Source organism: Streptomyces sp. NPDC001714 (assembly GCF_042892755.1).
GTDB lineage: Bacteria > Actinomycetota > Actinomycetes > Streptomycetales > Streptomycetaceae > Streptomyces.
Window position 1 is genome coordinate 120,959 of sequence record NZ_JBIAUL010000022.1, and the last position, 26,784, is coordinate 147,742.

The window sequence follows — 26,784 nt, forward strand, 5'->3', positions numbered from 1 at the left end:
ATGGGAGGGCCCCGGGCTCCCCCCTGCCCACTGCAGCCCTACTCCCCTGGAAACCGATTCCATGATCGAATTACCGGAACTGGTGGCCGGTGGTCTCGCCGCCGGAACGCTCTCCGCGCTCGCTCTCGGCGGCAGCCTGCTCAGGTCCCGACGCCAGAAGGCGGCGCTGCGGGCCGAGGTGACGGAGTTGCGTGCCCAACTGGAGGGCGCCGAGGGCGCGTTCATCACCGAGGTCGAGCATCTCGCCGCCCGCCGGATGCCCGCGGCCGCGGCACAGCTCGCCCACCCGCATCTGAGGGTGCCGGGCCCGGCCGGGCAGCACACGCCCGGGACTCCCACCGGGATCGCGCTGGAGTACGTGCTCACCGCGCTGCGCGAGGAGCTGACCGCGCAGCGCACCCGGATCGACGCGGCCGCACAGGCCGGACTGCGCGGCGCCACCCGGGAGATCCAGGCCGCCCTGTACCGTTTGCAGGACGCCCTGCGGGGACTCCAGCAGCGCTACGACGAACCGGAGTTGGCGCAGACGCTGTTCGCGCTGGATCACGAGAACGAGCAGTCGCTGCGGCGGGCGCAGGTCGCGGCCGTGGTGTGCGGGGCCTGGGTGGGGCTGGCCCGCGAGGAGTCCCACGTGGTGGACGCCGTCACCGGCGGCCAGGCCCGGCTCTCGGGCTACCACCGGGTCCAGGTCCACAACCACCTGGAGCCGGGCACCGCCCTGGTTTCGCACGCGGTCGAGCCGGTCGCCATCATCGTCGCCGAACTCCTCGACAACGCGCTGCGCCACTCGGCGCCGGACACCGACGTCGTGGTCAATCTGGAGCACGTGCACCACGGGGTGTGCGTGACCGTCGACGACGCCGGCCTCGGCATGACGCAGGACGAACGGGCCCGCGCCCAGCGGCTGGTGGCGGGGAGCGACCCGATCCTGCTGACCGACCTCGGCGACCCGCCGCGCATGGGTCTGGCCGCGATCGGCCAGCTCACCCGCCAGTTCGACCTGAACGTCGACGTCTCCTCCCCCTCGCCCTACGGCGGAGTGCGCGCGGTGCTGCGGGTGGACAGCCACCTGCTCGGCCGGATCGACCCGGGCGAACGGCCCCCCTCCGCCAGCGCGCCGCGGTCGACCCGGGAGCGCGCTGTGCACGGGGAACCGGTGACCGCGACGGCGCCGCACGGGACGCCCGTACGCGAAGCAGTCGTACCCGAGACGGCCGTACCCGAGACGCCGGTGCCCGAGATCGCGGCGGCCGAGTCCGCGGCGGCCGCCGGGCCGGGGGCCGAGCACGAACGTGCCCCCGCCCCCGGCCGCGAGGAGCCGGGTGACCTGGGCGGTCTGCCGCAGCGGCGCCGCCGTACCCCTGCCGCCGCCCCCGGTGTGCCGCAGCCGCAGCCGGCCGCGCGCCGCCCGGAAGAGGCGGCCGCCGCGCTCGCGGCCCTGCAGTACGGCACCGCGGCGGCGCGGGCCCCCAAGCGGGCGAGCGCGCCCGAACCCCACCGGACCGACGACGAAGGAGGAGCGGCCAGATGACCAGCCGCGATGCGGGCGAGACGGCATGGGTGCTGGACCCCGTCCTGCAGGTGCCGCATGTACTGGGCGCCGTCCTGCTCACCCGGGACGGTCTCGCGACCGGGTACACCGACGGCCTGTCCCAGGCGAGTGCCGAGCGGGTCGCCGCGATCACCAGTACCGTGCAGGGCGCCTGCCGGGCCGCGGCCGCCGCGTTCGCGGACCGGGACCGGGCCGACGTGCGGCAGGTGGTCATCGAGTCGGACCACGGGTACGTGCTGATCGTGCCGACCGAGCACGGCACCTGTGTCGCCGCCTACGGCGACCCGGAGGTGCGCCTGGACCTGCTGGCGCACCGGGTGCACTCGCAGGTGGCCCGGCTGGGCGAGAAGACGATGGCGGCCGCGCCCAGAGGCTCCGACGGCGGCGCGCCGGCATGACCGGCCGCCGTGGCGGCCGTCCCCTGGTTCCCGCGTATCTGTCGACCGGCGGGGTGGCCCGGCCCAGCCGTCCGCACCTGGATCGGCTGACGGTGCTCACCCGTGACGGGGGTCCGCTGCCCGCCGGTCTGCCGGCCGCCGAACTGGCTCTGCTGGAGCTGCTGTCCGGCGGCGCGCTGACGGCGGTGGAGGCGGCGGCGCTGCTGCGGCTGCCGTTCTCCGCCGTGCGGGTGCTGGCCGCCGACCTCGTCGACCGGGGCCTGGTCCAGGCCCGCGCGCCGATCCCGCCCGCCGAACGGTTCGACCCCGACCTGCTGAAGAGAGTGGCCGATGGCCTCCGCGCCCTCAAGCACCGGTGAGCTGCCCCGCCGGGGCGGCACCCATCTCCCCGACGGCACCCGCGACCTGGTGAAGATCCTGGTCACCGGACCGTTCGGGGTGGGCAAGACGACCCTGATCGACTCGGTGTCGGAGATCCGCCCGCTGCACACCGAGGAGCACCTCACCGAGGCCTCCGTCCACGTCGACGATCTCGACGGGGTGCGGGAGAAGGAGACGACGACCGTCGCCATCGACTTCGGGCGGATCAGCCTGTCCGGCGGCATCGTGCTGTACCTGTTCGGGACACCGGGGCAGGACCGGTTCCGGACGCTGTGGGACGACATCTCCTACGGCGCGCTCGGCGCCCTGGTCCTGGTCGACAGCCGCCGCATCGACGCCTCCTTCGACGTGCTCGGGCTGGTGGAGGAGGCGGGGCTGCCGTACGCGGTCGCCTTCAACGCGTTTCCCGACGCGCCGAGCCACTACACGAACGACCAGCTGCGCGCCGCCCTGGACCTGGCGCCCGGCACCCCGATGGTGACCTGTGACGCCCGGGACGCGCACTCCTCGGCGGACGCGCTGCTCGCCCTCGTCCAGCATCTGATCGACGACCGGCCGGCGGAGGCCCGATGACCGCGCAGCAGTCCTTCACCGTCTCGGGTCCGGTACGGCTGTGGGAGGACGGGTTCGCCCGCAACCCGCACGGCTACTACGCGGCCCTGCGCGCCCAGGGTCCGGTCGGCTGGGCGGAGCTCGCGCCGGGCACCCCGGCGTACGTGGTCACCGAGCGGCATGCCGCCCTCGACGTGCTGCGGGACGTCGAGACCTTCTCGCACGACCCGCGGGACTGGGAGGCGACCGTCCCCGAGGACTCCCCGCTGCTCGGCATGATGCGCTGGCGGCCCAACGCCCTGTTCTCCGACGCCGACGCGCACATCCGCTACCGCACCACCCTGATCGACGTGTTCGACCTGATCGAGCCGCACGACCTGCGCCAGCTGGTGCACCGGGCGGTACGGCTGCTGGTCGACCGGTTCGGGCCCAGGGGCGAGGCGGACCTCGTCACGGACTTCACCCGGCCCCTGATGGCCCTGGTCTTCAACAACCTGTTCGGGCTGCCGGACAGCCAGGGCGACCGGCTGAACGAGGGCCTCCTGAAGATGATGGAGGGCGGCGCACAGGCGGCCGCGGGCGAGGCGGACTTCGTCGAGTACGTGCTGCGGCTGGTCGCCGCCAAGGTCGAGGAGCGCGGCGAGGACCTGCCGAGCATGCTCCTGGACCATCCCGCCCAGCTGACCCCGGAGGAGGTCACCTGGCAGGTGTTCCTCACCCTCGGCGCCGGCTACGAGCCGAGCACGAACCTCGTCTCCAACGCGCTCTCCCGGATCCTCGGCAACCCGCTCTACTACTCCACGCTCACCAGCGGCGCCCGTCCGGTCATGGACGCGGTGGTCGAGGTGCTGCACCACGAGACCCCGCTGGCCAACTACGGCATCTACTACGCCCGTCGGCCGGTCTCCTTCCACGGGGCGTGGGTCAGGCCGGCGATCCCGGTGGTGGTCTCCTTCGGCGCCGTGGGGCTGTTCGCCGAGCGGGAGGTCACCGGCGGCCGGCACGCGGCGGACGCCTCGCACCTGTCGTGGGGCGCCGGTCCGCACGCCTGCCCGGTCCGGCACCACGCGCTGCTCATCGCGACCGAGGCGATCGAACGGCTCACCCTGTGGCTGCCCGACCTCGACCCGGTCCTGCCCCGCGAGAAGCTCAGCTGGCGGCCCGGCCCGTTCCACCGCTCGCTGACCTCGCTGCCCGTCCGGTTCAGTCCCCGCTCCCCCGACCAGCCTGGAGAGTCGTCGTGACCGTCACCGACCGCATCGCTCTCGACCCGTTCGGCTCCGACATCCCGGCGGAGAGCGCGCGGTTGCGCGCCCGCGGCCCCGTCGTGCCCGTGGAGCTGCCCGGCGGGATACCCGCCTGGGCGCCCACCGGCTACGACGTCCTCAAGGAACTCATCCTCGATCCCCGGGTCAGCAAGGACCCGCGCAAGCACTGGCGGCTCTGGCCGGAGATCGGCGAACACCCCTCCTGGGGCTGGGTGCTGGGCTGGATCGGCGTGGTCAACATGCTCTCCGCGTACGGCCCCGACCACACCCGGCTGCGCAAGCTGGTGGCGCCGAGCTTCACGCACCGCCGTACCGAGGCGATGCGGCCGCGGGTCGCGGCGATCGCCGCGGAGCTGCTCGACGGCGTGGCGGCCGCCGGTGCCGACGGCTCGGTGGTGGATCTGCGGGCCGGTCTCGCACAGCCGCTGCCCATGCGGATGATCTGCGAACTGTTCGGGGTGCCCGACGAGATGCGGGACGCCACGGGTGCGCTGATCGCGGCCATCATGGACACCTCCGACCCGACCCCCGAGCACGCCGCCTTCGTGCAGGAGCGGATCGGCACGGTCCTCGGCGGGCTGATCGCGTACAAGGTGGAGCACCCGGGCGACGACATGACCACGGAGCTGATCCGGGTCCGTGACGAGGACGGCGACCGGCTCAGCGACGAGGAGCTGCTGTACACGCTGCTGCTGGTGATCGGCGCCGGCTTCGAGACCACGGTCAACCTGATCGGCAACGCGGCGGTGGCGCTGCTGACGCATCCGGTGCAGCTGGCGGCGGTGCGCGCCGGGGCGGTCGGCTGGGACGCGGTGATCGACGAGACGCTGCGGGCGCATCCGTCGATCGCCTCGCTGCCGCTGCGGTTCGCGGTGAGCGACCTGAAGGTCGGCGACGTCACCGTTCCGGCCGGGGACGCGATCATCACGACGTACGCGGCGGCCGGCCTGGACCCGGCCCACTACGGGCCGGACGCGGCCGCGTTCGACGCCGCGCGGGCCACCGACGACCATCTGGCGTTCGGGATCGGGGTGCACCGCTGCATCGGCGCGCCGCTGGCCCGGGCGGAGGCGCTGGCCGCACTGCCCGAGCTGTTCGGCCGGTTCCCGGGGCTGCGGCTCGCGATCGAGGCCGACGAGCTGCGGCAGGTGCCGTCGTTCATCGCGTTCGGCTGGCAGGAGATCCCGGTACGTCTGCAGGCGTGAACCGGAGACCGCGGGGGCCTCGACCGGTCCCCCGTTCCGGTCGTGCCCCCGCGCAACGTGAACATACGTCCGGATCCGGCCGGTGGGTATCGCGCCGGTGCCCGTTCGGACCCGCCGAGGACTCACCCGTGCACAGGTGAGTCCGGTTGGCCCGGATTCGCCCGCAGCAACACGGGTACGGCGAGGTCCCCGAGCGCCAGATGGGCCAGCACCACCTCGTACAGGTCGGTGCCGGCGGCCAGCAGCTGGCGTTCCAGGACCGGTTCGGCGCCCCGCACGTGTTCGCGGACGGTCTGGGCGTGCATGCCCAGGTCCTGGGCGGCGCGTTCGGCGTTGCCGCCGGCGGCGATCCAGGCGCGCAGGGTGCCGCGCAGGTCGCGGCCGTCCCGGACCAGGCGGTCCAAAAGGTCGTGCGCCCAGGCCCGCAGCGCCGGGCCGGCCAGCAGGTCGCCCAGGCGGACGCCGGACGTCCGGGGCGCCGCGGCGGTGAGATCCTCCGTCAGGGCCGCCTGGGTGTTGAGGGCCAGGTGGGCGGTGGCGCGCACGGTGAGGTCGGAGAAGTCCGCGCCCAGCAGCGCCTCGACCCGGTCCATGCGGGCGCGCACGGTGTTGCGGCTGACGCCGAGGACCTTGGCCGCGCTGACGGCGGTGAACTCCAGGCCGAGACGGGTGGTGGCGAGGAGTTCCGCGCGGGTGTGGTGGGGCAGGGTGTCGAGCGGCCGCAGCACGGCGGCGGACCAGGCGTGCAGCGCGGTGGGGTCCATCAGCCGTTCCGGGTGGGTGCGTTCGGCGTAGACGGCGGCCTGGCCGGGACGGAAGCGGGCCACGGCGAGGGCGCTGACGGCCTGGCCGTAGGCGGTGGCCGTCTGGGCCAGGTTCTGCCGGACGCTGCCGCCGAGGAAGGTGCCGGGGCGGCCGTCGACGAGCGAGCGCAGCCGGTCGGCCGTCGCGGGCGCGGGGCTGAGGACGATGACGTGGCCGTCCATGGCGGGGCAGCGCACGACGAGAGCCTGGCCGCTGGTCGCGTCGAGGCAGTCCTCGGCGAGGCCGTCGCGTTCCGCCGGGTGCCCTTCCACGATGTACACGCAGGCGCTGTCGGTGTCGAGCAGGCCGGGCCACAGGCCGGCCGCGACGCGCCGGGCGGAGACCGTGTCCTCCACCATCAAAAGTTGCAGGATGGCAAGGCGCAGGTCGGCGGCGGCCCGTCGGAGCCGGTGCCCGGCGGCCGTCAGTTCCCGCTCGCGCAGCAGGAGTTCGACGACCGAAGCGGTCTGGGTGACGATCTCGGCGGCGCGCCGGTCGAAGGGGGTCGCGCGGGCCACCGCGAGCAGTCCGGCGGCGGCCGGGCGCGGGTCGGGGGCGTGGACCGCGACCAGCCGCAGGTGGCGGTCGCCGTCCTGGACGGCGGCGGCGGAGATCCGCCCCGCGACCACGTCGGCCGCGAGACCGGCGTCGAGGGGGATCCTGGTCCCGGCGATCAGGGTGCCGTCGGCGTCCCGGAGGCAGACGGTCCCCTGCACGGCGCCGGCCAGCCAGGCGACGACCCGGCGCGGGTCGCGGGCGCCGGGACGCAGGTGGTCGAGGAGCCGCGCGGCCCAGCCGTCGCCGTGGAGTGCCGGGTGCTGCGGGCCCTCGCCTGCTCGGCCTGCCATCTCGCCCTGCCCCTCGTCCCTAGCGTCGACCTCGATCTACGGACGTTACCCGATGAACGAAGTCTGGTCCCGATCACCGGGCACGGCTCCGCCGGCGGCCCTCGGGGGAAGGGCCGCCGGCGGAGAAAGCCTCACCCGGAGCCGGGGGGTGGTCCCCGGGGTGGCTGGTTCTTCGGGTGCCCAGGAATCCACGGGGTATGCGCACCAATTTCCCGAAGCCGCCGGCTCCCCCGAAGTCCGCGGTTCGGCAGTGCCCGCAGGGGCGCTGGGATACCCCCGGGAGGAGCTGCGCGACCAGCCACGACGGCGCAGCAGACGGCACATCACGGCACTTCCCGCGGAGCGCCCCGCTCGGCCGGAACTCGCCGTACGGCATAAGCTCGGCGGATGGCGAAGTACTTCGACGTGCACCCCGACAACCCGCAGGCGCGCAGCATCTCGCAGATCGCCGAAGCGGTCCGTTCGGGGTCGCTGATCGCATACCCCACCGACTCCTGCTACGCGCTGGGCTGCCAGCTCGGCAGCCGGGACGGCATCGACCGGATCCGCACCATCCGGCATCTGGACGACCGGCACCACTTCACCCTGATGTGCAGGGACTTCGCGCAGCTCGGCCAGTTCGTGCGCGTGGACAACGACGTGTTCCGGGCCGTGAAGGCGTCGACGCCCGGCAGTTACACCTTCATCCTCCCGGCGACCCGGGAGGTGCCGCGCAAGCTGCTGCACCCGAAGAAGAAGACCGTCGGCGTCCGCATCCCCGACCACGTGGTCACCCAGGCGCTGCTGGCGGAGATGGGCGAGCCGCTGCTGTCCAGCACCCTGCTGCTGCCGGACGAGGAGGAGCCGCTGACCCAGGGCTGGGAGATCAAGGACCGGCTGGACCACCAGGTGGACGCGGTGGTCGACTCCGGGGAGTGCGGCACCGAGCCGACCACGGTCATCGACTTCTCCGGCGGCGAGGCGGAGATCGTCCGCCGGGGCGCGGGCGACACCTCCCGCTTCGAGTGAACTCGAGGATCCCCCGTCCGCGGCTCTCCCGCCGTCGCGTGCCACGATGATCGGGACATGCCGCGCCGGGTGTCCCCCACCCCGACGCCGACTCCACAGAGAGGCACTTGCGCCATGACCGCCGTACAGGGATCCGACGTGGACATCACCACCGAGGACGGTGTCGCCGACGCCTACCTGGCCCACCCCGCCGACGGACTCCCCCACCCGGGCGTGCTGCTGTACCAGGACGCCTTCGGGATCCGTCCGCACCTGAAGTCGATGGCGGACCGGCTCGCCGGGGCGGGCTACACGGTCCTGCTCCCCAACGTCTTCTACCGCAGCGGCCGCACTCCGGTCATCGACCTCCCCGAGTTCATCGACCCCTCGGTGGACCCGACGATCTGGCAGCGGATCATGCCGATCATGATGTCACTGACGCCCGAGTTCAGCGACCGGGACTCGGCCGCCTACCTGGACTGGCTGGCCGAGAGCCCGCTGGTGGCCGACGGGCCGGTGGCGATCACCGGTTACTGCATGGGCGCCCGGCTGGCCGTGCGCACCGCCGCCGCGTTCCCGGACCGGGTCGCGGCCGCGGGCGGCTTCCACGGCGGCCGGATGGTCACCGACGACGCGGACAGCCCGCACCTGCTGGCCGACCGGATCACCGCGGAGCTGTACTTCGGCTTCGCGGACCAGGACCAGTCGATGACCGAGGAGCAGATCGGCACCTTCGAGGCGGCGCTCACCGCCGCCGGGGTCCGCAACACCTGCGAGATCTACCGGGGCGCCGACCACGGTTACACGCAGGCCGACACTCCGGCCTACTCCGCCGAGGCCGACGAGCGGCACTGGTCCGCGCTGCTCGACCTGCTGAAGCGCACCTTCTGATCCGCCCGCTGCGCCGGTTCCGGGGGCCCGTCGACCGGCGGGCCCCCGATTTCGTCCATGTTGTTGACATGGACCCGACCGACCGTTCAACCTGAGAGCGCTCTCAGAATTGGTCCGGACCAATTTTCCGGACCAACCCCGACCCCACACGGAGGTGGAGAGTGCGCACAGGACTCGTACGCCGGGCGCTGCCGCTCACGGCCGCGGCGGCGCTGATCGGCGGGGCGCTCACCCTGGGCACGCCGGCACCGGCCGGCGCGGCCGTGCCGGACACGATCCCGCTGAAGATCACCAACAACTCCGGGCGCGGCGACCAGGTATACGTCTACGACCTCGGCACCCAGCTCTCCTCGGGGCGGCAGGGCTATGCCGACGCGAACGGCGCCTTCCACGCCTGGCCGGCCGGCGGCAACCCGCCGACCCCGGCGCCGGACGCCTCGATCACCGGCCCGGCGGCGGGCCAGTCGAAGACGATCCGGATCCCGAAGTTCTCCGGCCGGATCTACTTCTCCTACGGCCAGAAGCTCGACTTCAGGCTGACCACCGGCGGTCTGGTGCAGCCCGCCGTGCAGAACCCGAGCGACCCCAACCGGAACATCCTCTTCAACTGGTCCGAGTACACGCTGAACGACTCGGGTCTGTGGATCAACAGCACCCAGGTGGACATGTTCTCGGTGCCGTACGCGGTCGGGGTGCAGCGCTCCGACGGCAGCACGGCGAGCACCGGGCACCTCAAGTCGGGCGGCTACAACGGGTTCTTCAACGCCCTGCGCGGCCAGCCGGGCGGCTGGGCCAACCTGATCCAGACCCGGTCCGACGGCACCGTGCTCCGTGCGCTCTCCCCGCTGTACGGCGTGGAGACCGGGGCACTCGCCTCGACCGTCATGGACGACTACGTCAACCGGGTCTGGTCGAAGTACGCCACGTCGACCCTGACCGTCACGCCGTTCGCCGACCAGCCGAACACCAAGTACTACGGCCGGGTCTCGGGGAACGTCATGAACTTCACCAACTCGGCCGGAGCGGTGGTGACGAGCTTCCAGAAGCCTGACGCGAGCAGCATCTTCGGCTGTCACAACCTGCTGGACGCACCCAACGACCAGGTGCGCGGACCGATCTCGCGCACCCTCTGCGCGGGCTTCAACCGGTCGACGCTGCTGACCGGTTCCAGCCAGCCGGACACCAACCCGGCCGACTTCTACCTGGACTCGGTCACCAACCAGTACGCCCGCAAGATCCATGCCCAGATGGCCGACGGCAAGGCGTACGCCTTCGCCTTCGACGACGTCGGCAACCAGGAGTCGCTGGTCAACGACGGCAACCCGCAGCAGGCGTACCTCACGCTGGACCCGCTGAGCTGACCCGCGTGAGCGTCCCGCACCCGGCTCGCGGGTGCGGGACGCTCGACTGCCGGATGTCAGGTATGTCAGCCGGTCGTGACGGCGGTGTCGTCGACGACGAAGCTGGTCTGGAGCGAGGAGTCCTCGACACCGCTGAACTTCAGGGTGACGGTCGAGCCCGCGTAGGACCCGAGGCTGAAGGACTTCTGCACGTACCCGGAGGCCGCGTTGAGGTTGGAGTACGTGGCCAGGGTGGTCGAACCGACGGTGACCGTCAGCTTGTCGTACTGGGTGCTGGTGGTGGTCTCGGCCGTGTCGATGTGCAGGTAGAAGGTGAACGTGGTCGCGGTGCAGCCGGACGGGATCGTCACCGACTGGGACAGCGTGTCGGTGTGCGAGGAGCCGTAGCCGTCGAGCCACGCCTTGTACGAGCCCGCGTGGGCCGCCTCGCTGCTGGAGTTGGTGATGACACCACTGGTCGCCGTCCAGGTGGTGTTGCCCGACTCGAAGCCCGGGTTGCCCAGCAGCTGCGTGGAGGTGCAGGTGCCGCCGCCGCTCGAACTGACGGTCCAGGTGAAGGAGGCCGTACCGGTGGCACCCGTCGAGTCGGTCACCGTGACGGTGGTGCTGTAGGTGCCCGCCGTCGTGGGTGTGCCGGTGATGGCGCCGGTCGAGCTGTTGATCGACAGGCCGGTCGGCAGTCCGGTCGCCGCGTAGGTCAGCGAGCCGCTGTTGGTGCTGCTCGCCGATATCTGCAGGCTCACCGCGGTGCCGACGGTCGAGGACTGGCTGCCCGGGTTGGTGACCGTGACGCCCGAGGTGGGCACGGTGATGTGGCTGCCGACGTTGATGCCGGCGAACGCGTTGCCGACACCCGCGTACTGGGTGGAGCTGGTGCCGTACAGCGCCGCGGCCGCGTTCAGGGCTGCGGTGCGGGCGGCGGAGTAGTTGGTGCTCGACGTCATGTACGACGTCAGCGCCTTGTACCAGATCTGCAGGGCCGCGGCCCGGCCGATCCCGGCGACGGCGACGCCGTCGGAGGTCGGGCTGTTGTAGGTGACGCCGTTGATGGTCTTGCTGCCGCTGCCCTCGGACAGCAGGTAGAACATGTGGTTCGCCGGGCCCGAGGAGTAGTGCACGTCGAGGTTGCCGACCCCGGAGTACCAGCTGTCGGCCGACGAGCCGTCCTTGCTCGGCTTGTCCATGTAACGCAGCGGCGAGCCGTCGCCGTTGATGTCGATCTTCTCGCCGATGAGGTAGTCGCCGACGTCGGAGGAGTTGTTGGCGTAGAACTCCACGCCGGTGCCGAAGATGTCGGAGGTCGCCTCGTTCAACCCGCCCGACTCACCGGTGTAGTTGAGCCCGGCGGTGTTGGAGGTGACGCCGTGGCTCATCTCGTGGCCGGCCACGTCGAGCGAGGTCAGGGCGTGGGTGCCGCCGGAGCCGTCGCCGTAGGTCATGCAAAAGCAGTCGTCGTCCCAGAAGGCGTTGACGTAGCTGCTGCTGTAGTGGACACGGGAGTAGGCGGCGACGCCGTCGTTCTTGATGCCGCTGCGCCCGAAGGTGTTCTTGTAGAAGTCCCAGGTCATCTGGGCGCCGTAGGCCGCGTCGGCGCCGGCGGTCTGGGTGTTGGAGCCGGATCCGGTGCCCCAGACGTCGTCGGAGTCGGTCATCAGCGTGCCGGTGCCCGACGTGCCGTTGTTGAGGTTGTACGTCTTGTGGCCGCCGCGCGTGGTGTCGTACAGCTGGTACGTCGAACCGGACAGCGTCGTGTTCAGCGTCACCGTGCCGCTGTACTGGGTGTTGCCGGTGCCGGTCTGGACGGCCTGGTAGCGGTAGAGCTCCTTGCCGGTGGTGGCGTCCGTGACGACGTGCAGCCTGCTGGGCGTGCCGTCGTCCTGGAAGCCGCCGATCACCGTCTCCCAGGCGAGCTTCGGGGTGCCGCTGCCGGCCCATATCACCTTGCGGGCGCTGTCGGCGACGGGCTGCTGGGCGTCCAGGGCCCTGGCCGCCTTGAGCGCCTTGGTCTGGGCGGCGGACTTGCTGTAGGCCGCGCTGACCGTGGGCACCGTGAGGGTGTGCTTGTTGTTGAAGGTGGTGCTGACCGTGCCGGCCGCGAGGGAGGCGGGCGGGGTGTGCACGATCAGGTCGCCGCCGAGGACGGGGAGGCCGTCGTAGGTGCGCTCGTAACGGGTGTGCAGCGTGCCGTCGTTGTCCTTGGTGACGTCCTTGACCACCAGCTTCTCCTTGGCGCCGAGGCCGAGGGTGCGGGCGGTCGTGGTGGCCTTCTGCTGGGCGTTCTTGATGAGCGCGGTGTGCTGGGCGGGGGTGAGCTTCGCCTCCAGGCCGCCGGTGCGCACGGGGCTGGGGTGGGGGGCGGCGGGCTGGGCGTTCGCCGGGACCGACTGGATGCCGACGGCGAGGAAGGCCGCGGTGGAGACCAGGGCGGCTCCTACCGTGGCCCGTCTGTGGGGAAGACGTCTCACTCGTACTCCTCCTGCTGCGGCCGCCGGGTCGCGGCCGGTGACAGCCGGGCAGACGGGGATGTGCTGTCCGGGACGAGCTGAGCTGTGCGGGAACCGGGATCCGGGAACCGGGGGTGCGTGGTCCGTGATCCGGGGACACGCCAGGGAGAAGGCGTGTGCTGAGTGAGGATTCCAGAGTTGACCCGCACATGTCAGCCACGTCGAGGCCGCTCGAGGGTTTTCCCTATGCACGGTGGGGCGGTCGGGACGGAACGGCGCTCACGGGGATGGCGGGCGCACCATGAACACGTCCACCGGGTCCTCGGTCTCGGCCAGGAACCCGTGCCGCTCGTACAGCCGCCGGGCCGCGCTGCCCCGCAGGACGTTCAGCCGGACGGCGACGCCGTCGCGGTCGCACCGCTCCAGCAGCTCGCGCAGCACGGCCGTGCCGATGCCACCGCCCTGCGCGTGCGGGGCCAGATAGAAGTGTTCCAGCCAGTGGGCGTCCCCGGCCGGCCGCAGCGCCACACAGCCGGCGAAGGCGCCGCCCGCCTCGATCACCCGGGTGTGGGCCGCGTCGAACCCGTCCCGCAGCCGCTGGCGGACCCGCCGCTCGTCGTACCGCCCGAGCCGCTCCAGGTCGTCCCGGAGCACGACGGCCCGCAGTTCCGCCACCGCCTCGACGTCCGCTTCCGACGCCGGCCGTATCGTCCAGTCCGCCGTGATCACCACGCTATCCACCGCGGCCGGCCACCGAGGGAGCGGGGCGAGGAATCCGGTGCGGCCGATGGGCCGTCGCGGGTACGCCCGGCCTCGACGGGCGTCGCGCACCAGCCGAGCCAGGCCAAGCCGACCGATTTATCCTGGTTCGGAGGGAATGTGGCAGCCGCGCGCCCCGGGACCGACCGTCGGCATCTCCCACCCCACGGAAGGGGCTCCCCCATGCGGGTCTTCATCGTCGGCACAGGCAACATGGCGGGCGGTATCGCCACCCGGGCCCTGGCGGGCGGGCACACGGTCCGGTTGATCGGCACGGATCCGGCCAAGGCCACGACGCTCGCCGACGCCCTGAGCGAGCGGACGCCGGGGGCGGACGTGGCGCCGGCCGTGCCGGACGCGGTCGGGTCGGCGGACGTGGTGGTGCTGGCCGTGCCGTTCGACGCGGCCAAGCAGGTCGTGACCGAGTACGGCGACCATCTCGCCGGGAAGACCGTGGTCGACATCTCCAACCCGGTGGACTTCTCGACCTTCGACTCGCTCACGGTGCCCCCGGACAGCTCCGGCGCCCAGCAGTTGGCCGAGGCCGCCGCGCCGGGCACGCACCTGGTGAAGGCCTTCAACACCACGTTCGCGGGCTCGCTGGTCGCGGGCGAGGTGGGCGGGCTGCCGCTGGACGTGTTCATCGCCGGGGACGACGCGGGGGCCCGCGACCAGGTGGCGGAGCTGGTCGCCTCCGGCGGCCTCAACCCGGTGGTCGTCGGCGGACTGCGGCACGCCCGGGAGCTGGAGGGCATCCAGCTGCTGCACATGGCCCTGCAGACGCGGCCCGAGGGGCACGGCTGGATGAGCGCGATCAAGATCGTCGCACCCTGAGCGCCCTGTGACCTGGCCGGAAACCGTCCATGCCGCGGCGGTGTCGATCAGCGGTTCCCGAGAGGCGGCCGAAGTCCCGGCGCACGCCCTCGGCGCGTAGTACCTTCCCCCACAACAGCTGTGACTCTGGGGGGAGTTGCATACATGCACGGCACGACGGACGGATTCCACTACGGCGCGGTGACGCCGGTCGCGGCCTATCTGATGGCCTGTCTGGGCGGGGCACTGGGGCTCCGCTGCATCGTCAGGTCGCTGTACCACCACGGGGAGTCGTGGCGGCCCGGCTGGCTCGCCCTCGGGGCGGCCACGATCGGCTGCGGCATCTGGACGATGCACTTCATCGCGATGATCGGCTTCCATGTCCAGGAGGCCACGATCCGCTACGACGTGGGGCTGACCCTGCTCAGTCTGGCGGTGGCGATCCTGGTGGTCGGCATCGGCGTCTTCGCGGTCGGCTACCGGGGCGCGAGCGCGGGGACGCTCTGGACGGCGGGCGTCATCACCGGTCTCGGCGTGGCCGCCATGCACTACCTCGGCATGGCGGCGCTCCGCCTTGACGGAACGATTCACTACGACCGGACGACGGTCGGCCTCTCCGTGCTGATCGCGATCGCGGCGGCGACGGCTGCGCTGTGGGCGGCCGTCTCGGTGCGCGGCTTCACGGCGAGTCTGGGTGCCAGTCTGGTGATGGGTCTCGCGGTGTCCGGCATGCACTACACCGCCATGGCGGCCGTGAGCGTCGATGTGCACCCGGCGTCCGCCACCTCCTGGTCCAGCGCGTCACCGACCTCGCTGCTGTTGCCCATGCTGCTCGGCCCGGCCGTGTTCCTGCTGCTGGCCGGGGTGGTGGTGATGTTCGACCCACTGCTGGTCCTGGGCGAAGGGGACTGGAACCGGCAGGCGGCCGAGCAGAAGGATCCGCCGCCGACGTCCCCCCGGACGGCACGCTCACGCCCGCCGGGCCGGCGCGCCGGACGCACGCCCCGAAACCGTCACGGCCACCCGACGCCCGGCGGCGCCGACCGGTACGGCACGGCGACGCACACCGCACCGTCCCCCACGGGCGGGTACGGCAGCCGAAACCGACCGGCATCCGGCGGAGGCGGCCAGTTCGGCATCCCCACCCAGCCGGCACCCGGCGCCACCGGCCGACCCGGCACCCGTCATCGCTCGACGCCCCCTCCACGAGACCCGTACGGCGGCCCCTCGAACCCCTACGAATGGTGACCGGTCCTACTGGGACGTCCGCAGGACTCCGGAGCTCCACTCCGACCTGCGCCCACGACCTCGCCGTCACAGCGCCGCCCAGGCCTGACGCCGGAGCGAAAACCGGTTCGCGGTGCCTCGCCGAACCGCCACGATGCCTCCGTTTCCCCATGGAGGACTCTTGTTCGTCTTCGTGTGTGCGGGATGCGGCGCCGGGCTGACCGCCCCGCTGCCCCACGTCGCACGTCATCACGGCCGCGGGAGGTCGTGACCTGGCGCATGGCCGATGGGCCCGACCACGCGGCAGAGCGCGGGAGCGACAGACAGACGGACCGCCGGGCCGTGACCGCGCGATGCGACACGTGCGCGGCTCCCACCGACCCACCGTGGCGGCCGTGGCCGTCGACACGTGGCCACGGCCATCGCGGGCCCGGCAGACGCCGGCCTCAGCCTTCTCCCAGCACCGCCCGGATCACGTGCCGGGCATTGGCGGCCATCGCCGGGTTCGTCCCGCGGTAGTACGGGAGCGCGATCAGCGCCTGCGAGAGAGTTCGCCCCCGGCCGCGGATCCAGGTCGCGTCGTCCACGCCCAGCGCCTCGTGGAAGACCTCCCGCGCATCGGCCGGAAACAGATTCCACGCCGGGAACAGATCACAGGCCGGATCGCCCACCCCCAGGCACCCGAAGTCGATCACCGAGGTCAGCCTGCCGCCGTCCACCAGCAGGTTGCCCGGCATGAGGTCGGCATGGAGCCACACCGGCGGGCCGTCCCAGCCGGGGGCCTCCAGTGCCTCCTCCCACACGGTGGTGACGGCAACGCAGTCGACGTCCTCCTGCGGGATCCCGCGCAGTTCCTCGATCGCCGACCGGGTCTGCGCGTCGAGCGAGGCGACCGGGCCGCCCCGGTGGGCCTGCGGTCCACCTGGCAGGGTGACGCCGCGCATCGCCGCCACGAACGCGGCCAGATCCTCGGCCAGCGGCACCGGCTCGCTCAGGGCTCCCGCTTCGGGATTCTCCCCCGCCAGCCACCGGCACACCGACCACGGCCACGGATACCCCTCGGCGGGATCCCCGGCTCCCAGCACCTCCGGGACGGGCATGGGCAGGAGGGGCGCGAGCCGGGGCAGCCACGTCCGCTCCCTCGACACGTCGTCGGCCCCGCCCCGCACCAACGGCAGCCGTACGGCGAGCTCGTCGCCCAGCCGGAACATGGCGTTGACCGTGCCAGGGGACGGAACCCGCTGAACCGCCAGCCCCGCCCACTGCGGGAACTGGCCGGCGATCAGCCGCCGTACCAGGTCGTCGTCGATGGGATGCGTGCCGGGATGCATCTGCCCTGTGTCCACCGACGACATCCGACCGCCTGACCCCGACGAGCGTCAACGCCTTTCCGGCGGCACCGCTCACGCGCTACGCCCCCAGGGGCAAGAAGCCGCCGTCGGCCGCGGGCGGCGGCACCGAACCCCTCGCCCGTAACGGCCCGTTGAGCGTTGTACGGTTCCCGCGTGTCTGACTCCTCACGCAAAACCGCAGAAGGCGCCGGCTGGGGCGAGGCCGAGCGCGGCGCCTACCGCCAACTGATGCCGGACCATGTCGAGAAGCTGTTCTGGTTCAACCCGCGGACCATGTGGGCCGCCCGCAACGGGGTGCTGGCGTCCTGGTTCGGCGATCCGACCGGCCGTACCCGCGGCCGTTGGGTGGCGCAGCGGGCGGCTGCCGGGGCGCCCGCGGACAAGGTGATCCGGCGTCATGAGGCGGACCGGTTCTCGTTCATGGTGATCGGCGACACCGGTGAGGGCGACGACTCCCAGTACGCCGTCGTGCCGGGGTTCCTGAAAGCGAGTCAGGACACCGACTTCGCGGTGATCGCGAGCGACGTGATCTACCCGGTCGGCACCGCCGACGACTACGGCACCAAGTTCTTCCGGCCGTACCGGGATTATCCGGCGCCCATCTACGCGATACCCGGCAACCACGACTGGTACGAGGATTTGGGCGCGTTCATGCGCGTCTTCTGCGACGACGCCCAGCCGCTCCCGGCCGAGCCGAGGCCGCGCCCGTTCGGCCGCGCCTGGTGGCGCGCCCTGCTGTGGCACCGGCCCCGCCCGGCGGACGAGCAACTCCTCACGGAGGCCCGTAAGTTGCGGCCGACGCAGGAGCAGACGGCCGTACAGCCGGGACCGTACTGGGCGATCGACGCCGGGCCGGTCCGGATCGTCGGCATCGACACCGGCCTGCTCGGCACCATCGACGCCGAACAGGGCGCCTGGCTCCGGGAGGTGTCCCAGGGGCCGCGTCCGAAGATCCTCGTCACCGGCTCCCCGCTGTACGTGGACGGCGAGCACCACCCGTGCGCGATCGAGGGCGGCGGCACGGTCGACGACATCGTCCGCGACCCGGCCCATCACTATGTGGCGGCGATCGGCGGTGACATCCACAACTACCAGCGCTACCCCGTGAACGTGGACGGCCGCACCATCCAGTACGTGGTCGCGGGCGGCGGCGGTGCCTTCATGCACGCCACCCACACCATCCCCCCGGTGTCGATCGCGAACGTCACCGAGGACGACTTCCGCTGCTACCCGCTGCGCGGCGACTCCCTCGCGTTCTACAGTCGGCTGTACGGCCGCCGGCTGCGGCTCCGCCGCCTCTTCACCCTCACCGAGGCGGAGGCGACGGCCGTGATCGCCGAGCGCCTCGGCATCAGGCCCGGCCGCACGCCCGCCCCGGACACCCGCGTCACCCGCCGCACCCGCCTGGTCGCGACCCTGCTCGGTGCCGGCAGCCGCCCGGATCGCGGCCCGCGCTTCCGGCTGCCCGTGAAGAAGATCTACACGCAGCTGTTCTCCCCGGGCTCGGCCACCTACAGCCCGCCCTTCTTCAAGTGCTTCCTGCGCCTCGACGTCAGCCCGGAGGCGGTACGGCTGCGCTGTTTCGCCGCCACCGGGAACCGCCCGCAGGAGCTGGACCCGCCGGTCGAGGACGAGATCACGATCCCCCTGACCTGATCCGAAGCCGATCACACTCCCGCAATGTTCGGGTGCCACAATCGGGGCAGAACTGACGTACGACCGCTGGAGGACCCGTGCCGTCCACCCCCCGCCCCCTGCGCAGACTGGGCTTCCTCACCATCGGCCTGTTCGACGGCGCGGATCCGGGCCGGGGACACGAGTCCACGCTGGAGATCATCGAACTGGGCGAGCGGCTGGGCTTCGACAGCGCGTGGGTGCGCCACCGGCACCTCCAGTACGGCATCTCGTCGCCGGTCGCCGTCCTCGCGGCGGCCTCGCAGCGCACCAGCCGGATCGAGCTCGGCACCGCGGTGATCCCGCTGGGCTGGGAGAACCCGCTGCGGCTGGCCGAGGACCTGGCGACGGTCGACCTCCTGTCCGGCGGCCGCCTCAACCCGGGGGTGAGCGTGGGCCCGCCCATGCACTACGAGCAGGTCAGGGAGGCCCTCTACCCGGACACGGCGGATGTCGAGGACTTCAGCTACGAGCGGGTGCGGCGGCTCCTGGACTTCGTCCGGGGCAAGCCGGCCACCGACTTCAGCGGAGTGGAGGGCTTCGAGGTGTTCTCCGACGTCGTCCAGCCGCACTCCCCCGGGCTCGGCCGGCGGCTCTGGTACGGCGGCGGCAGTCTCGGCTCGGCGCGCTGGGCGGGCGAGCACGGCATGAACTTCCTGACCAGCAGCGTCGTACGGGCCGGGGACCCGGCGGACGCGTACGACTTCGCCGAGATCCAGCTCTCGCACGTCCGCGAGTTCCGCGCCCATCACCCGGACGGCGAGGCGGCCCGGGTCTCCCAGGGCCTGGTCGTCATCCCCACCGACTCCGCCACGCCCGAGCAGCGCGCCAAGTACGAGGCGTACGCGGCCAAGCGCCTGCCCCGCACCACGGCCCCGCAGGGCCCCGGGCGGCTGCTCTTCGCGCCGGACATCGTCGGCACCTCGGCGGAGATCGTCGAGCAGCTGCACGCCCACGCCGCCTTCCGCGAGGTCGACGAGGTGGCGTTCGCCCTGCCGTTCACGTTCGAGCACGAGGACTACGTCCAGATCCTCACCGACATGGCGACCCGCCTGGGCCCGGCGCTCGGCTGGCACCCCGCGACCACGGCCTGAGTCACCAGCGGCGTACCTCCGTGCCGGTGACCGGCTCCGACGGCTTGCCGTCCACCCCGACCGGCACCTCGCCGTGCAGCATCACCCGGTGCATGACGCGGGGGAAGCCGAGGTGGGCGTTGTCGCTCGGCGCGAGGTGGATGGTGGCCCGGTTGTCCCAGAACGCGACACTGCCGGGCTCCCAGCGGAAGCGGACCGTGTACTCGGGCCGCACGGCCTGTTCGAGGAGCATCTCCAGCAGCGCGGCGCTCTCCGGGCGGGAGACGTCGGCGATCTGCTCGACGTAGTAGCCGTTGACGTAGAGCACCCGCTCACCGGTCTCCGGATGGACCCGCACCAACGGGTGCACCGAGGCCACCTGGTGGTCGAGGAGGTGGCGCAGATATGTGTCGTCACCGGGTCGGGACTGGTAGCCCACGCCGAGGCGGTGCTCGGCGCGCAGGCCGTCGACGAAGGCGCGCACGGGCGCGGACAGCCCTGCGTAGGCGGCGGCCAGGTTGGCCCAGGTGGTGTCGCCGCCGTAGGGCGGGACGGTCTCGGCGCGCAGGACGGTCGCGGCGGGCGGGTCGATCCTCGCCCCGTGGTCGCAGTGCCAGCCGCGCAGCAGGGTGTGGCGGCGCCGCTGGAGCCATTCCTCGTGCTCCATCCCGAACCGGCCGCCGAGCTCCAGCCGGTCGGCGGTGGTCTCCACCTCGGGGAAGCCGGCCGGTGAGGCGCTGCCGCGCCGGCCGAGCACGACCGGTTCGCCGAAGCGGCGGGCGAAGGCGACGTGCCCGGCGTGGTCGAGCCGCTGGTCCCGGAAGAAGACGACCTTCCAGCGCAGCACGGCCTCCCGGATCAGGGCGACCACGGCGTCGTCGAGTTCCGCGGTGAGGTCGACCCCGGTGATCTCGGCCCCGATGTGCCCGGCGACGGGTCTCACCTCGGCTCCGGCGGCGCCCTGTGCCCGTCCTGCCGTACCCCGGTCCGTCGTCATGCGTACTCCGAGTGGTCGTCGGTACCCGTCCAGGAAAGATCGTGTCAGCCCGGCCCGCACCGCGGAAGGGAGCACCCGGGCCGGGTTGATCATCGTCCGCCCGGTCCGCGAGGCTGGGGTACGACACAGTCGAGGGAAGGTCACATCGTGGTCAGCATTCCGGCGTACACGCTCAACGACGGTACGGCGATCCCCGCCACCGGCCTGGGCACCTGGCCGATGGACGACACGCAGGCCGAGCAGGCCGTTCGCCATGCGCTCGAAACCGGATACCGGCTCGTGGACACGGCGGTGAACTACCGCAACGAGTCCGGGGTCGGCCGGGGTGTCGCGAGCAGCGGGGTGCCCCGCGAGGAGGTGGTGGTGACGACGAAGCTGCCGGGCCGCCACCACGGATACGAGGAGACCCTCGCGTCCTTCGAGGAGTCCCGGCGGCGGCTGGGCCTGGAGTACGTGGACCTGTATCTGATCCACTGGCCCAACCCCCGGGTCGGCAAGTACGTCGACTCGTGGAAGGCGATGATCAAGCTGCGCGAGGACGGTCTGGTGCGCTCGATCGGCGTCTCCAACTTCACCGAGGAGCACCTCACCCGGCTGGAGAAGGAGACCGGGGTGCTGCCCTCGGTGAACCAGGTGGAGCTGCATCCGCTCTTCCCGCAGGACGGGCTGCGGGCCTTCCACGCGGAGAAGGGCATCGTCACCGAGAGCTGGAGCCCGCTCGGCCGGGACGTCCGGCTCCTCGACGACCCGGCGGTCGTCGCCGTCGCCGAGGCGCACGGGGTGACGCCCGCCCAGGCGGTACTGCGCTGGCACGTCCAGCTCGGTGCCCTGCCGATCCCGAAGTCGGCGGACGCCGAGCGGCAGCGCGCCAACCTGGACCTGTTCGGCTTCGAACTCGACGCCGCCCAGATGGCGGCGGTCTCCGAGCGGTCCCACCGGCGGCTCGGCGGCGACCCGGACCGCCACGAGGAGTTCTGAGCCGCCCACCAGAGGACGCGGGTCGAGAACCGGACGGGACCGGGCAGCGGGCAGCGGGCAGCGGGCTGATCGGGAGGGGCTCGGCCGGGTACTCGGGGCGCACGTCCGAGGGAAGGAGCCGTGGTGGGTGACGACGACCGGTTGCGTACGTACCGCGACAAACGCGACTTCGAACGGACCGGGGAGCCGTCGGGGCAGGCGGCGCGGGCCGGCGACCGGCTCCGGTTCGTGGTGCAGATCCATGACGCGCGCCGCATGCACTTCGACTTCCGGTTGCAGGTCGGGGACGTCCTGAAGTCCTGGTCGGTCCCGAAGGGCCCGTCCGCCGACCCCGGCGACAAGCGGCTGGCCGTGCCCACCGAGGACCATCCGCTGGAGTACGAGGACTTCGAGGGAGTCATCCCGAAGGGCGAGTACGGCGGTGGCACCGTGATCGTCTGGGACCACGGCTGGTACGAGCCGCTCAGCCACGACCGCAGGGGACGCCCGGTCGGCTTCGGGGAGTCACTGGAACGCGGGCACGCCACCTTCCGGCTGCACGGCTCCAAGCTGCACGGCGAGTACGCCCTGACCCGGTTCCGGGGCCGCGACGGCGAGGACGCCTGGCTGCTGGTGAAGAAGGGGGCCGGTCGCTCGGACGGCCACGGCACGCCCGACCCGCGGCGGGCCCGTTCGGTGCGCTCCGGCCGCACCCTCGCCCAGGTCGCGGCGGACGCGGGCGAGGCGTGAGGGCGGTGTCCGGCCGGATGAGCGGCAACTCCTCCTGCGGGTACGCGGATTGAGCCGTTCCTGCCCCGGCCGGGCGGGCGGGGGCCTATGTTCACGAAGGTACTCGATCTTCGGTTCAGGAGGCCCCCACACATGCGTACCACGCTCCGTACCGCCATGGCCGGGGCGGTGGCCGCCGGCACTCTGCTGACCTGCGGCACCGCCTACGCCACCCCCGCCGGCCCCGGTGTGACCGGCAGGGTGATCAGCCAGACCACCGTCGGCGACACGGACTACGTCCTGCGGGAGATCACCGTCCCGCCCGGCCAGACCACCGGCTGGCACTACCACGACGGCCCGGTCTACGGGTACGTCCAGAAGGGCACGCTCAGCCACTTCCACTCCGACTGCAAGGAGGACGGCGTCTACCAGCGGGGCGGCACGGTGTACGAGTCGGGCGGGCCGGGCGACGTGCATCTGGGCGCCAACCTCGGCGACACCGACCTGGTGCTGGACGTGCTGTACGTCCTGCCGCACGGCTCGCCGTACTCGGAGTCGGTGCCGAACCCGGGCTGCGATTTCGAGTAACGCCGGGCGGCCCGTCACTCGTCGGCGACCGGCGACGAGCCTTCGGGCAGCGGCTGTTCGGCCCAGATCGTCTTGCCGCTGCCCGTCTGCCGGCTTCCCCAGCGCTGGGTGAGCTGGGCGACGAGGAGCAGGCCGCGGCCGCCCTCGTCGAAGGCGTGCGCCCGGCGCAGGTGCGGTGAGGTGGAACTGCCGTCGAAGACCTCGCAGATGAGCGCGCGGTCGCGGATCAGGCGCAGCTGGATGGGCGGTTCGCCGTAGCGGATGGCGTTGGTGACGAGTTCGCTGACTACGAGTTCGGTGACGAACGCGGCCTCGTCCAGGCCCCAGTGGGTGAGCTGCTCGGTGGCCGCCTGCCGGAAGTGCGCCACCGCGGCGGGGTCGGGCGGTACGTCCCAGGTGGCGACCCGGTCGGCGCCGAGGGCGCGGGTGCGGGCCAGCAGCAGGGCGACGTCGTCGGACGGCTGTTCCGGCATGACGGCCTTGAGGACGTTGTCGGTGAGGTCTTCCAGGGAGTCGGCGGGTGCGCTCAGCACGCGGCGCATCTCCTCCGTGGCGCGGTCCACGTCCCGGTCGCGGTCCTCGACCAGACCGTCCGTGTACAGGGCGACGACGGATCCCTCGGGCAGTTCGAGCTCCGTCGCCTCGAAGGGCAGACCGCCGACGCCGAGCGGCGGGCCCGCGGTCATCGGGATCAGCTCGGCCTCGCCGCCCGGCAGCACGACCACGGGCGCCAGGTGCCCGGCGGCGGCGAGGCTGAGCCGCCGCGAGACGGGGTCGTAGACGGCGTACAGACAGGTGGCACCCAGTTCGGCGACCTCCTCGCCGGAGCCGTCGGCGGCGAGGTGGGTGACCAGGTCGTCGAGGTGGGTGAGGAGTTCGTCGGGGGGCAGATCCACGTCCGCGAGGGTGCGTACGGCGGTGCGCAGGCGTCCCATGGTGGCGGAGGAGGCGATGCCGTGGCCGACGACGTCGCCGACGACCAGGCCGACCCTGCTGCCGGAGAGCGGGATCACGTCGAACCAGTCGCCGCCGATGCCGGCCAGTGATCCGCAGGGCAGATAGCGGTGGGCGACCTCGACGGCGGCCTGGGGCAGGCCGCGGGGCAGCAGGCTGTGCTGGAGGGCGAGGGCGGTTGAGCGCTCGCGGGCGAAGCGGCGGGCGTTGTCGATGCAGACGGCGGCGCGGCTGGCGAGTTCCTCGGCGAAGACGGTGTCGTCGACGACGTAGGCGTCGGGGTGGCGCATGCGCACGCCCACGACGGCACCGAGCAGGACGCCCCGGGCCTGCAGGGGTACGGCGATCATGGAGTGGACGCCCTCGCGGTAGGGGCGGCCCTCGGGCTCGCGGGCGTTGCGCTCGTCGACCCAGCGGCGGAACTCGGGCTCGCCCGCCTGGCTGACCACGGCCCGCCGCTCCCGCAGCGCCTGCGCCGGCGGTGACGCCGCCGGGTGCACCTCGGCGTCGCCCAGCCGGACGGCGGCCTCGGGGGTGCCCTCAGTCACGGAGCCGTGGGCGACGCGGCGCAGCGCGATGTCGCCCTCCGGCACGGTGGGTGGTTCCTCGGCGCTGAGGACCCAGTCGAGGAGGTCGACGCTGGCGAAGTCGGCGTACCGGGGGACGAGGAGTTCGACGAGTTCCTCGGCGGTGCGCACCACGTCCAGGGTGGTGCCGATGGAGGTGGCCGCCTCGTTGAGGAGGGCGAGCCGGAGCCGAGCCAGGTACTGCTCGGTGCTGTCGAAGGCGGCGAGGGCGACGGCGGTGAGTTCGCCGGCGGGGTCGCGCAGCGGCCACATCTCGATACTCCAGGCGTGCTCCCGGTTCAGGGCGGGGGCACCGGTGAAGCTCTCGTAGCGGACGGGCCGGCCGGTCTCGACGACCTGGCGCAGATGGCGCAGGAAGCCCTCGCTGTGCGGGGCCTCCTCGACGGTGTCCAGGAAGAAGCGCCCGAGCAGGGCCTCCTCGGGGACGCCCATGACGTGGCAGGCGGCCGCGTTGGAGCGGAGGTAGTGCTGGCGGACGTCGAAGACCGACATGGACATCGAGGCCTGCTGGAAGGCCTGGCCGGCCAGGGTGGGGTCGGCCTGAAAGGGCGGGTCGGCGGTGAGCACGTAGCCGGTGGTCCCGCCGTCGGGGCCGAGGACCGGGCAGGCGGTCAGGGCGATCTCCGTGCGGCGTCCGTCGGCGCGCCGCAGGGCGACGGTCCCGGAGCGGGCGGCCAGCACCTCGGCGGGGACTTGCTCGGCGAGGAGGTCGGTGGCGGGCTTGCCCACGACCTCCTCCGCCCGGTGGCCGGTGAGCGCCCGCGCGCCCTCGCTCCACCCCGTCACCCGGCCGAGGGCATCGATGATCGCCGCGGCAGCGACACGCTCCATACGCCCCAGGATGAGACCTATGTCCGAGCGCATCAAGCGCGGACCAGGGCCGTCGGCTCAGCCCTGGTGGGCGCGCAGGGCGGCCAGCGCCCGGTCGGCGTGCGTGTTCATGCGCAGCTCGCTGCGGACCACCTCCAGGACGGTGCGGTCCTGGGCGATCACGAAGGTGGCCCGCTTGGTCGGGGCGAGCGAGAAGCCCCGCTTCACGCCGAACAGCTCCCGGACGGCGCCGTCCGCGTCGGAGAGCAGCGGCATGCCGAGCGTGTGCTTGCCGGAGAACTCCTGCTGGCGTTCCACGCTGTCCCCGCTGATCCCGACGGGCCGGGCGCCGACGGCCGCGAACTCGGCGGCCAGGTCCCGGAAGTGGCAGGCCTCGGCGGTGCATCCGGCCGACAGGGCGGCGGGATAGAAGAACAGCACGACCGGCCCGTCGGCCAGCAACTCCGTGAGGGTTCGCGTCGCACCGGTCTCGTCCGGCAGCGCGAAGTCCTCGATCTTGCTTCCCACCTCGACAGGTGCCGCCATCTATCGGCCCTCCTCGTTGCGTGCGACCCCGCGCGCCCACAGCACCAGGGGGATCTGGAGCGGTAGCCGGGCGAGCGCCGCGGTCCTGAGCGGCTCGGGCCGCTTCTGCCAGTCGACGGCCATCTGCACGTTGGCCGGGAAGACACCCACGAAGAAGGCGGCGGCCGCCCGGGCCGCCGCCTTGCGGGTACGCGGCAGGGCGATCCCCGCCGCCAGCGCCAGCTCCACGGCCCCGCTGCCGTACGTCCAGGCCCGCGGCGATCCCGGCAGCGCCTTCGGGATCGTCTCGTCGAACTGCTTCGGCACCGCGAAGTGCGCGACGCCGGCAGTGGCCAGCAGTCCCGCGAGCAGCAGGGGTGAACGTTCGGACCGGGCCACGAAGCCTCCTCTGACGACCTGCCGCCGGATATTACCGGGCGGTACCGACCCGCTCGGCGCCGGGTCGGCCGTCGGCCCGTCCGCGCCCGCCGGCGCCTCACACGGTCCGGGAGGCCGGGGGCACCGTCTCGGGCTCCTGGCCGGGCTCGTCCTCGACCGCGTAGGCCAGGAAGTCGTCGACCATGCGGTGGAAGAGCGTGGCCAGCTGCCGCAGTTCCTCCGGCTCCCAGTCGCCGAGGGCCAGTTGCATGCCACGCGCCCCGGCGTCCCGGACGCGGTCGACGGCGGCCCGGCCGGCGTCGGTGAGCTCGATGCGCTGGGCGCGGCGGTCGACGGGGTCGGGGACGCGGGTGACGTAACCGGACCTCTGGAGCTGCTGCACCGTGCGGGTCACATGGGACGCCTCGACTCCGAGCCGCTGCGCCAGCTCGCCCGGGCGCAGCGGCTCGGAGTCGGCGACCTGGCGCAGCAGGGCCACCGCGGCGCGGTCCAGCGGCACACCGGCCAGGGCCATCAGCCGCTCGTGCTGGCGGGCCCGGGTGCTCAGGTAGGTGACGCGCGTCAGGGCGCGCTCGATCTCCACGACCTCCGGGGTGGCGGCGGGGACGTCTGGCAGCGGTTCTGTGGGCATACCGGCCAGTTTACCATA

Annotated in this window: 25 protein-coding genes; 16 read left to right on the top strand and 9 right to left on the bottom strand. The window is 72.5% G+C overall.

The genetic code is table 11. From position 1 onward, the window contains the following. Nucleotides 1–61 precede the first annotated feature (61 nt). Genes ACFY0P_RS42110 through ACFY0P_RS42135 form a run of 6 tightly spaced genes read left to right on the top strand, consistent with a single transcriptional unit; the run spans nucleotide 62 to nucleotide 5,356 of the window. Nucleotides 62–1,531, top strand: a complete 1,470-nt coding sequence (locus ACFY0P_RS42110; RefSeq protein ID WP_388926197.1) for an ATP-binding protein — start codon at nucleotides 62–64, stop codon at nucleotides 1,529–1,531. Continuing rightward, on the top strand, nucleotides 1,528–1,950 hold the full coding sequence (locus tag ACFY0P_RS42115; protein ID WP_388926200.1) for a roadblock/LC7 domain-containing protein: 423 nt from the start codon (nucleotides 1,528–1,530) through the stop codon (nucleotides 1,948–1,950). Before ACFY0P_RS42110 ends, ACFY0P_RS42115 begins: the two co-directional genes overlap by 4 nt. After that, nucleotides 1,947–2,309, top strand: coding sequence for a DUF742 domain-containing protein (locus ACFY0P_RS42120; protein ID WP_388926203.1), 363 nt, complete (start codon nucleotides 1,947–1,949; stop codon nucleotides 2,307–2,309). Before ACFY0P_RS42115 ends, ACFY0P_RS42120 begins: the two co-directional genes overlap by 4 nt. Further along, the gene (locus ACFY0P_RS42125) at nucleotides 2,281–2,904 is read left to right on the top strand and encodes an ATP/GTP-binding protein (RefSeq protein WP_388926206.1); all 624 of its coding nucleotides are present in this window, start codon (nucleotides 2,281–2,283) and stop codon (nucleotides 2,902–2,904) included. The genes ACFY0P_RS42120 and ACFY0P_RS42125 overlap by 29 nt, the downstream gene beginning before the upstream one ends. Continuing rightward, the gene (locus ACFY0P_RS42130) at nucleotides 2,901–4,127 is read left to right on the top strand and encodes a cytochrome P450 (protein ID WP_388926208.1); all 1,227 of its coding nucleotides are present in this window, start codon (nucleotides 2,901–2,903) and stop codon (nucleotides 4,125–4,127) included. Before ACFY0P_RS42125 ends, ACFY0P_RS42130 begins: the two co-directional genes overlap by 4 nt. After that, complete coding sequence (locus tag ACFY0P_RS42135) at nucleotides 4,124–5,356, top strand: cytochrome P450 (protein WP_388926211.1); 1,233 nt, start codon at nucleotides 4,124–4,126, stop codon at nucleotides 5,354–5,356. Before ACFY0P_RS42130 ends, ACFY0P_RS42135 begins: the two co-directional genes overlap by 4 nt. A gap of 122 nt (nucleotides 5,357–5,478) precedes the next feature. Here ACFY0P_RS42135 and ACFY0P_RS42140 read toward each other — a convergent pair whose 3' ends face one another. Next, nucleotides 5,479–7,008 (bottom strand): helix-turn-helix domain-containing protein, encoded by a 1,530-nt coding sequence (locus ACFY0P_RS42140; protein ID WP_388926214.1) that lies wholly within the window; start codon nucleotides 7,006–7,008, stop codon nucleotides 5,479–5,481. A 387-nt stretch (nucleotides 7,009–7,395) separates the two neighbouring features. Here ACFY0P_RS42140 and ACFY0P_RS42145 point away from each other — a divergent pair, with 387 nt between their 5' ends. From ACFY0P_RS42145 to ACFY0P_RS42155, 3 genes are all read left to right on the top strand, one after another. After that, entirely contained in the window at nucleotides 7,396–8,016 is a 621-nt protein-coding gene (locus ACFY0P_RS42145; RefSeq protein ID WP_388926217.1) for an L-threonylcarbamoyladenylate synthase, read from the top strand. Nucleotides 8,017–8,130: 114 nt separating this feature from the next. After that, nucleotides 8,131–8,886, top strand: coding sequence for a dienelactone hydrolase family protein (locus tag ACFY0P_RS42150; RefSeq protein WP_388926220.1), 756 nt, complete (start codon nucleotides 8,131–8,133; stop codon nucleotides 8,884–8,886). Between the two features lie 161 nt (nucleotides 8,887–9,047). Then, the gene (locus tag ACFY0P_RS42155) at nucleotides 9,048–10,247 is read left to right on the top strand and encodes a glycoside hydrolase family 64 protein (RefSeq protein WP_388926223.1); all 1,200 of its coding nucleotides are present in this window, start codon (nucleotides 9,048–9,050) and stop codon (nucleotides 10,245–10,247) included. A 65-nt stretch (nucleotides 10,248–10,312) separates the two neighbouring features. Here ACFY0P_RS42155 and ACFY0P_RS42160 read toward each other — a convergent pair whose 3' ends face one another. Next, nucleotides 10,313–12,712 (bottom strand): M4 family metallopeptidase, encoded by a 2,400-nt coding sequence (locus tag ACFY0P_RS42160; RefSeq protein WP_388926226.1) that lies wholly within the window; start codon nucleotides 12,710–12,712, stop codon nucleotides 10,313–10,315. A gap of 258 nt (nucleotides 12,713–12,970) precedes the next feature. Beyond that, nucleotides 12,971–13,423 carry a GNAT family N-acetyltransferase gene (locus tag ACFY0P_RS42165; RefSeq protein ID WP_388926229.1) on the bottom strand — a complete coding sequence of 151 codons (453 nt, stop codon included), beginning with the start codon at nucleotides 13,421–13,423 and terminating at the stop codon, nucleotides 12,971–12,973. Between the two features lie 210 nt (nucleotides 13,424–13,633). Here ACFY0P_RS42165 and ACFY0P_RS42170 point away from each other — a divergent pair, with 210 nt between their 5' ends. Further along, on the top strand, nucleotides 13,634–14,284 hold the full coding sequence (locus ACFY0P_RS42170) for an NADPH-dependent F420 reductase (protein ID WP_388926232.1): 651 nt from the start codon (nucleotides 13,634–13,636) through the stop codon (nucleotides 14,282–14,284). Nucleotides 14,285–14,428: 144 nt separating this feature from the next. Further along, nucleotides 14,429–15,511 carry an MHYT domain-containing protein gene (locus ACFY0P_RS42175; protein WP_388926235.1) on the top strand — a complete coding sequence of 361 codons (1,083 nt, stop codon included), beginning with the start codon at nucleotides 14,429–14,431 and terminating at the stop codon, nucleotides 15,509–15,511. 425 nt (nucleotides 15,512–15,936) lie between these two features. Here ACFY0P_RS42175 and ACFY0P_RS42180 read toward each other — a convergent pair whose 3' ends face one another. Continuing rightward, nucleotides 15,937–16,821: an aminoglycoside phosphotransferase family protein gene (locus ACFY0P_RS42180; protein WP_388926378.1), complete on the bottom strand. Its 885-nt coding sequence runs from the start codon at nucleotides 16,819–16,821 to the stop codon at nucleotides 15,937–15,939. A 174-nt stretch (nucleotides 16,822–16,995) separates the two neighbouring features. On the opposite strand from ACFY0P_RS42180, the gene ACFY0P_RS42185 reads away from it, so the two are divergent. Both ACFY0P_RS42185 and ACFY0P_RS42190 read left to right on the top strand, forming a co-directional pair. After that, the gene (locus ACFY0P_RS42185; protein ID WP_388926238.1) at nucleotides 16,996–18,498 is read left to right on the top strand and encodes a metallophosphoesterase family protein; all 1,503 of its coding nucleotides are present in this window, start codon (nucleotides 16,996–16,998) and stop codon (nucleotides 18,496–18,498) included. A gap of 77 nt (nucleotides 18,499–18,575) precedes the next feature. Next, entirely contained in the window at nucleotides 18,576–19,610 is a 1,035-nt protein-coding gene (locus ACFY0P_RS42190; protein ID WP_388926241.1) for an LLM class flavin-dependent oxidoreductase, read from the top strand. 1 nt (nucleotide 19,611) lies between these two features. Here ACFY0P_RS42190 and ACFY0P_RS42195 read toward each other — a convergent pair whose 3' ends face one another. Continuing rightward, nucleotides 19,612–20,586, bottom strand: a complete 975-nt coding sequence (locus ACFY0P_RS42195; RefSeq protein ID WP_388926244.1) for a TauD/TfdA dioxygenase family protein — start codon at nucleotides 20,584–20,586, stop codon at nucleotides 19,612–19,614. A gap of 147 nt (nucleotides 20,587–20,733) precedes the next feature. Here ACFY0P_RS42195 and ACFY0P_RS42200 point away from each other — a divergent pair, with 147 nt between their 5' ends. From ACFY0P_RS42200 to ACFY0P_RS42210, 3 genes are all read left to right on the top strand, one after another. Further along, nucleotides 20,734–21,564 carry an aldo/keto reductase gene (locus ACFY0P_RS42200; protein WP_388926247.1) on the top strand — a complete coding sequence of 277 codons (831 nt, stop codon included), beginning with the start codon at nucleotides 20,734–20,736 and terminating at the stop codon, nucleotides 21,562–21,564. 123 nt (nucleotides 21,565–21,687) lie between these two features. After that, entirely contained in the window at nucleotides 21,688–22,293 is a 606-nt protein-coding gene (locus tag ACFY0P_RS42205) for a DNA polymerase ligase N-terminal domain-containing protein (RefSeq protein ID WP_388926250.1), read from the top strand. A 132-nt stretch (nucleotides 22,294–22,425) separates the two neighbouring features. After that, nucleotides 22,426–22,860 (top strand): cupin domain-containing protein, encoded by a 435-nt coding sequence (locus ACFY0P_RS42210; RefSeq protein ID WP_388926253.1) that lies wholly within the window; start codon nucleotides 22,426–22,428, stop codon nucleotides 22,858–22,860. Between the two features lie 14 nt (nucleotides 22,861–22,874). Here the strand turns inward: ACFY0P_RS42210 and ACFY0P_RS42215 are convergent, their stop codons facing one another. The 4 genes from ACFY0P_RS42215 to ACFY0P_RS42230 form a co-directional block, all read right to left on the bottom strand. Beyond that, nucleotides 22,875–25,232: a SpoIIE family protein phosphatase gene (locus tag ACFY0P_RS42215; protein WP_388926256.1), complete on the bottom strand. Its 2,358-nt coding sequence runs from the start codon at nucleotides 25,230–25,232 to the stop codon at nucleotides 22,875–22,877. 57 nt (nucleotides 25,233–25,289) lie between these two features. Then, nucleotides 25,290–25,757 carry a peroxiredoxin gene (locus ACFY0P_RS42220; RefSeq protein ID WP_388926259.1) on the bottom strand — a complete coding sequence of 156 codons (468 nt, stop codon included), beginning with the start codon at nucleotides 25,755–25,757 and terminating at the stop codon, nucleotides 25,290–25,292. Beyond that, nucleotides 25,758–26,135 carry a DoxX family protein gene (locus ACFY0P_RS42225; protein WP_388926262.1) on the bottom strand — a complete coding sequence of 126 codons (378 nt, stop codon included), beginning with the start codon at nucleotides 26,133–26,135 and terminating at the stop codon, nucleotides 25,758–25,760. Nucleotides 26,136–26,232: 97 nt separating this feature from the next. Then, on the bottom strand, nucleotides 26,233–26,766 hold the full coding sequence (locus ACFY0P_RS42230) for a MarR family winged helix-turn-helix transcriptional regulator (RefSeq protein WP_388926265.1): 534 nt from the start codon (nucleotides 26,764–26,766) through the stop codon (nucleotides 26,233–26,235). Between the last annotated feature and the right edge of the window lie 18 nt (nucleotides 26,767–26,784).

Coding starts and splice junctions, on each gene's coding strand:
- ACFY0P_RS42220 (WP_388926259.1), bottom strand. CDS start 25,757: ATGGCGGCACCTGTCGAGGTGGGAAGCAAGATCGAGGACTTCGCGCTG.
- ACFY0P_RS42170 (WP_388926232.1), top strand. CDS start 13,634: ATGCGGGTCTTCATCGTCGGCACAGGCAACATGGCGGGCGGTATCGCC.
- ACFY0P_RS42230 (WP_388926265.1), bottom strand. CDS start 26,766: ATGCCCACAGAACCGCTGCCAGACGTCCCCGCCGCCACCCCGGAGGTC.
- ACFY0P_RS42125 (WP_388926206.1), top strand. CDS start 2,281: ATGGCCTCCGCGCCCTCAAGCACCGGTGAGCTGCCCCGCCGGGGCGGC.
- ACFY0P_RS42130 (WP_388926208.1), top strand. CDS start 2,901: ATGACCGCGCAGCAGTCCTTCACCGTCTCGGGTCCGGTACGGCTGTGG.
- ACFY0P_RS42110 (WP_388926197.1), top strand. CDS start 62: ATGATCGAATTACCGGAACTGGTGGCCGGTGGTCTCGCCGCCGGAACG.
- ACFY0P_RS42215 (WP_388926256.1), bottom strand. CDS start 25,232: ATGGAGCGTGTCGCTGCCGCGGCGATCATCGATGCCCTCGGCCGGGTG.
- ACFY0P_RS42140 (WP_388926214.1), bottom strand. CDS start 7,008: ATGGCAGGCCGAGCAGGCGAGGGCCCGCAGCACCCGGCACTCCACGGC.
- ACFY0P_RS42210 (WP_388926253.1), top strand. CDS start 22,426: ATGCGTACCACGCTCCGTACCGCCATGGCCGGGGCGGTGGCCGCCGGC.
- ACFY0P_RS42180 (WP_388926378.1), bottom strand. CDS start 16,821: ATGCATCCCGGCACGCATCCCATCGACGACGACCTGGTACGGCGGCTG.
- ACFY0P_RS42195 (WP_388926244.1), bottom strand. CDS start 20,586: ATGACGACGGACCGGGGTACGGCAGGACGGGCACAGGGCGCCGCCGGA.
- ACFY0P_RS42120 (WP_388926203.1), top strand. CDS start 1,947: ATGACCGGCCGCCGTGGCGGCCGTCCCCTGGTTCCCGCGTATCTGTCG.
- ACFY0P_RS42115 (WP_388926200.1), top strand. CDS start 1,528: ATGACCAGCCGCGATGCGGGCGAGACGGCATGGGTGCTGGACCCCGTC.
- ACFY0P_RS42145 (WP_388926217.1), top strand. CDS start 7,396: ATGGCGAAGTACTTCGACGTGCACCCCGACAACCCGCAGGCGCGCAGC.
- ACFY0P_RS42175 (WP_388926235.1), top strand. CDS start 14,429: ATGCACGGCACGACGGACGGATTCCACTACGGCGCGGTGACGCCGGTC.
- ACFY0P_RS42150 (WP_388926220.1), top strand. CDS start 8,131: ATGACCGCCGTACAGGGATCCGACGTGGACATCACCACCGAGGACGGT.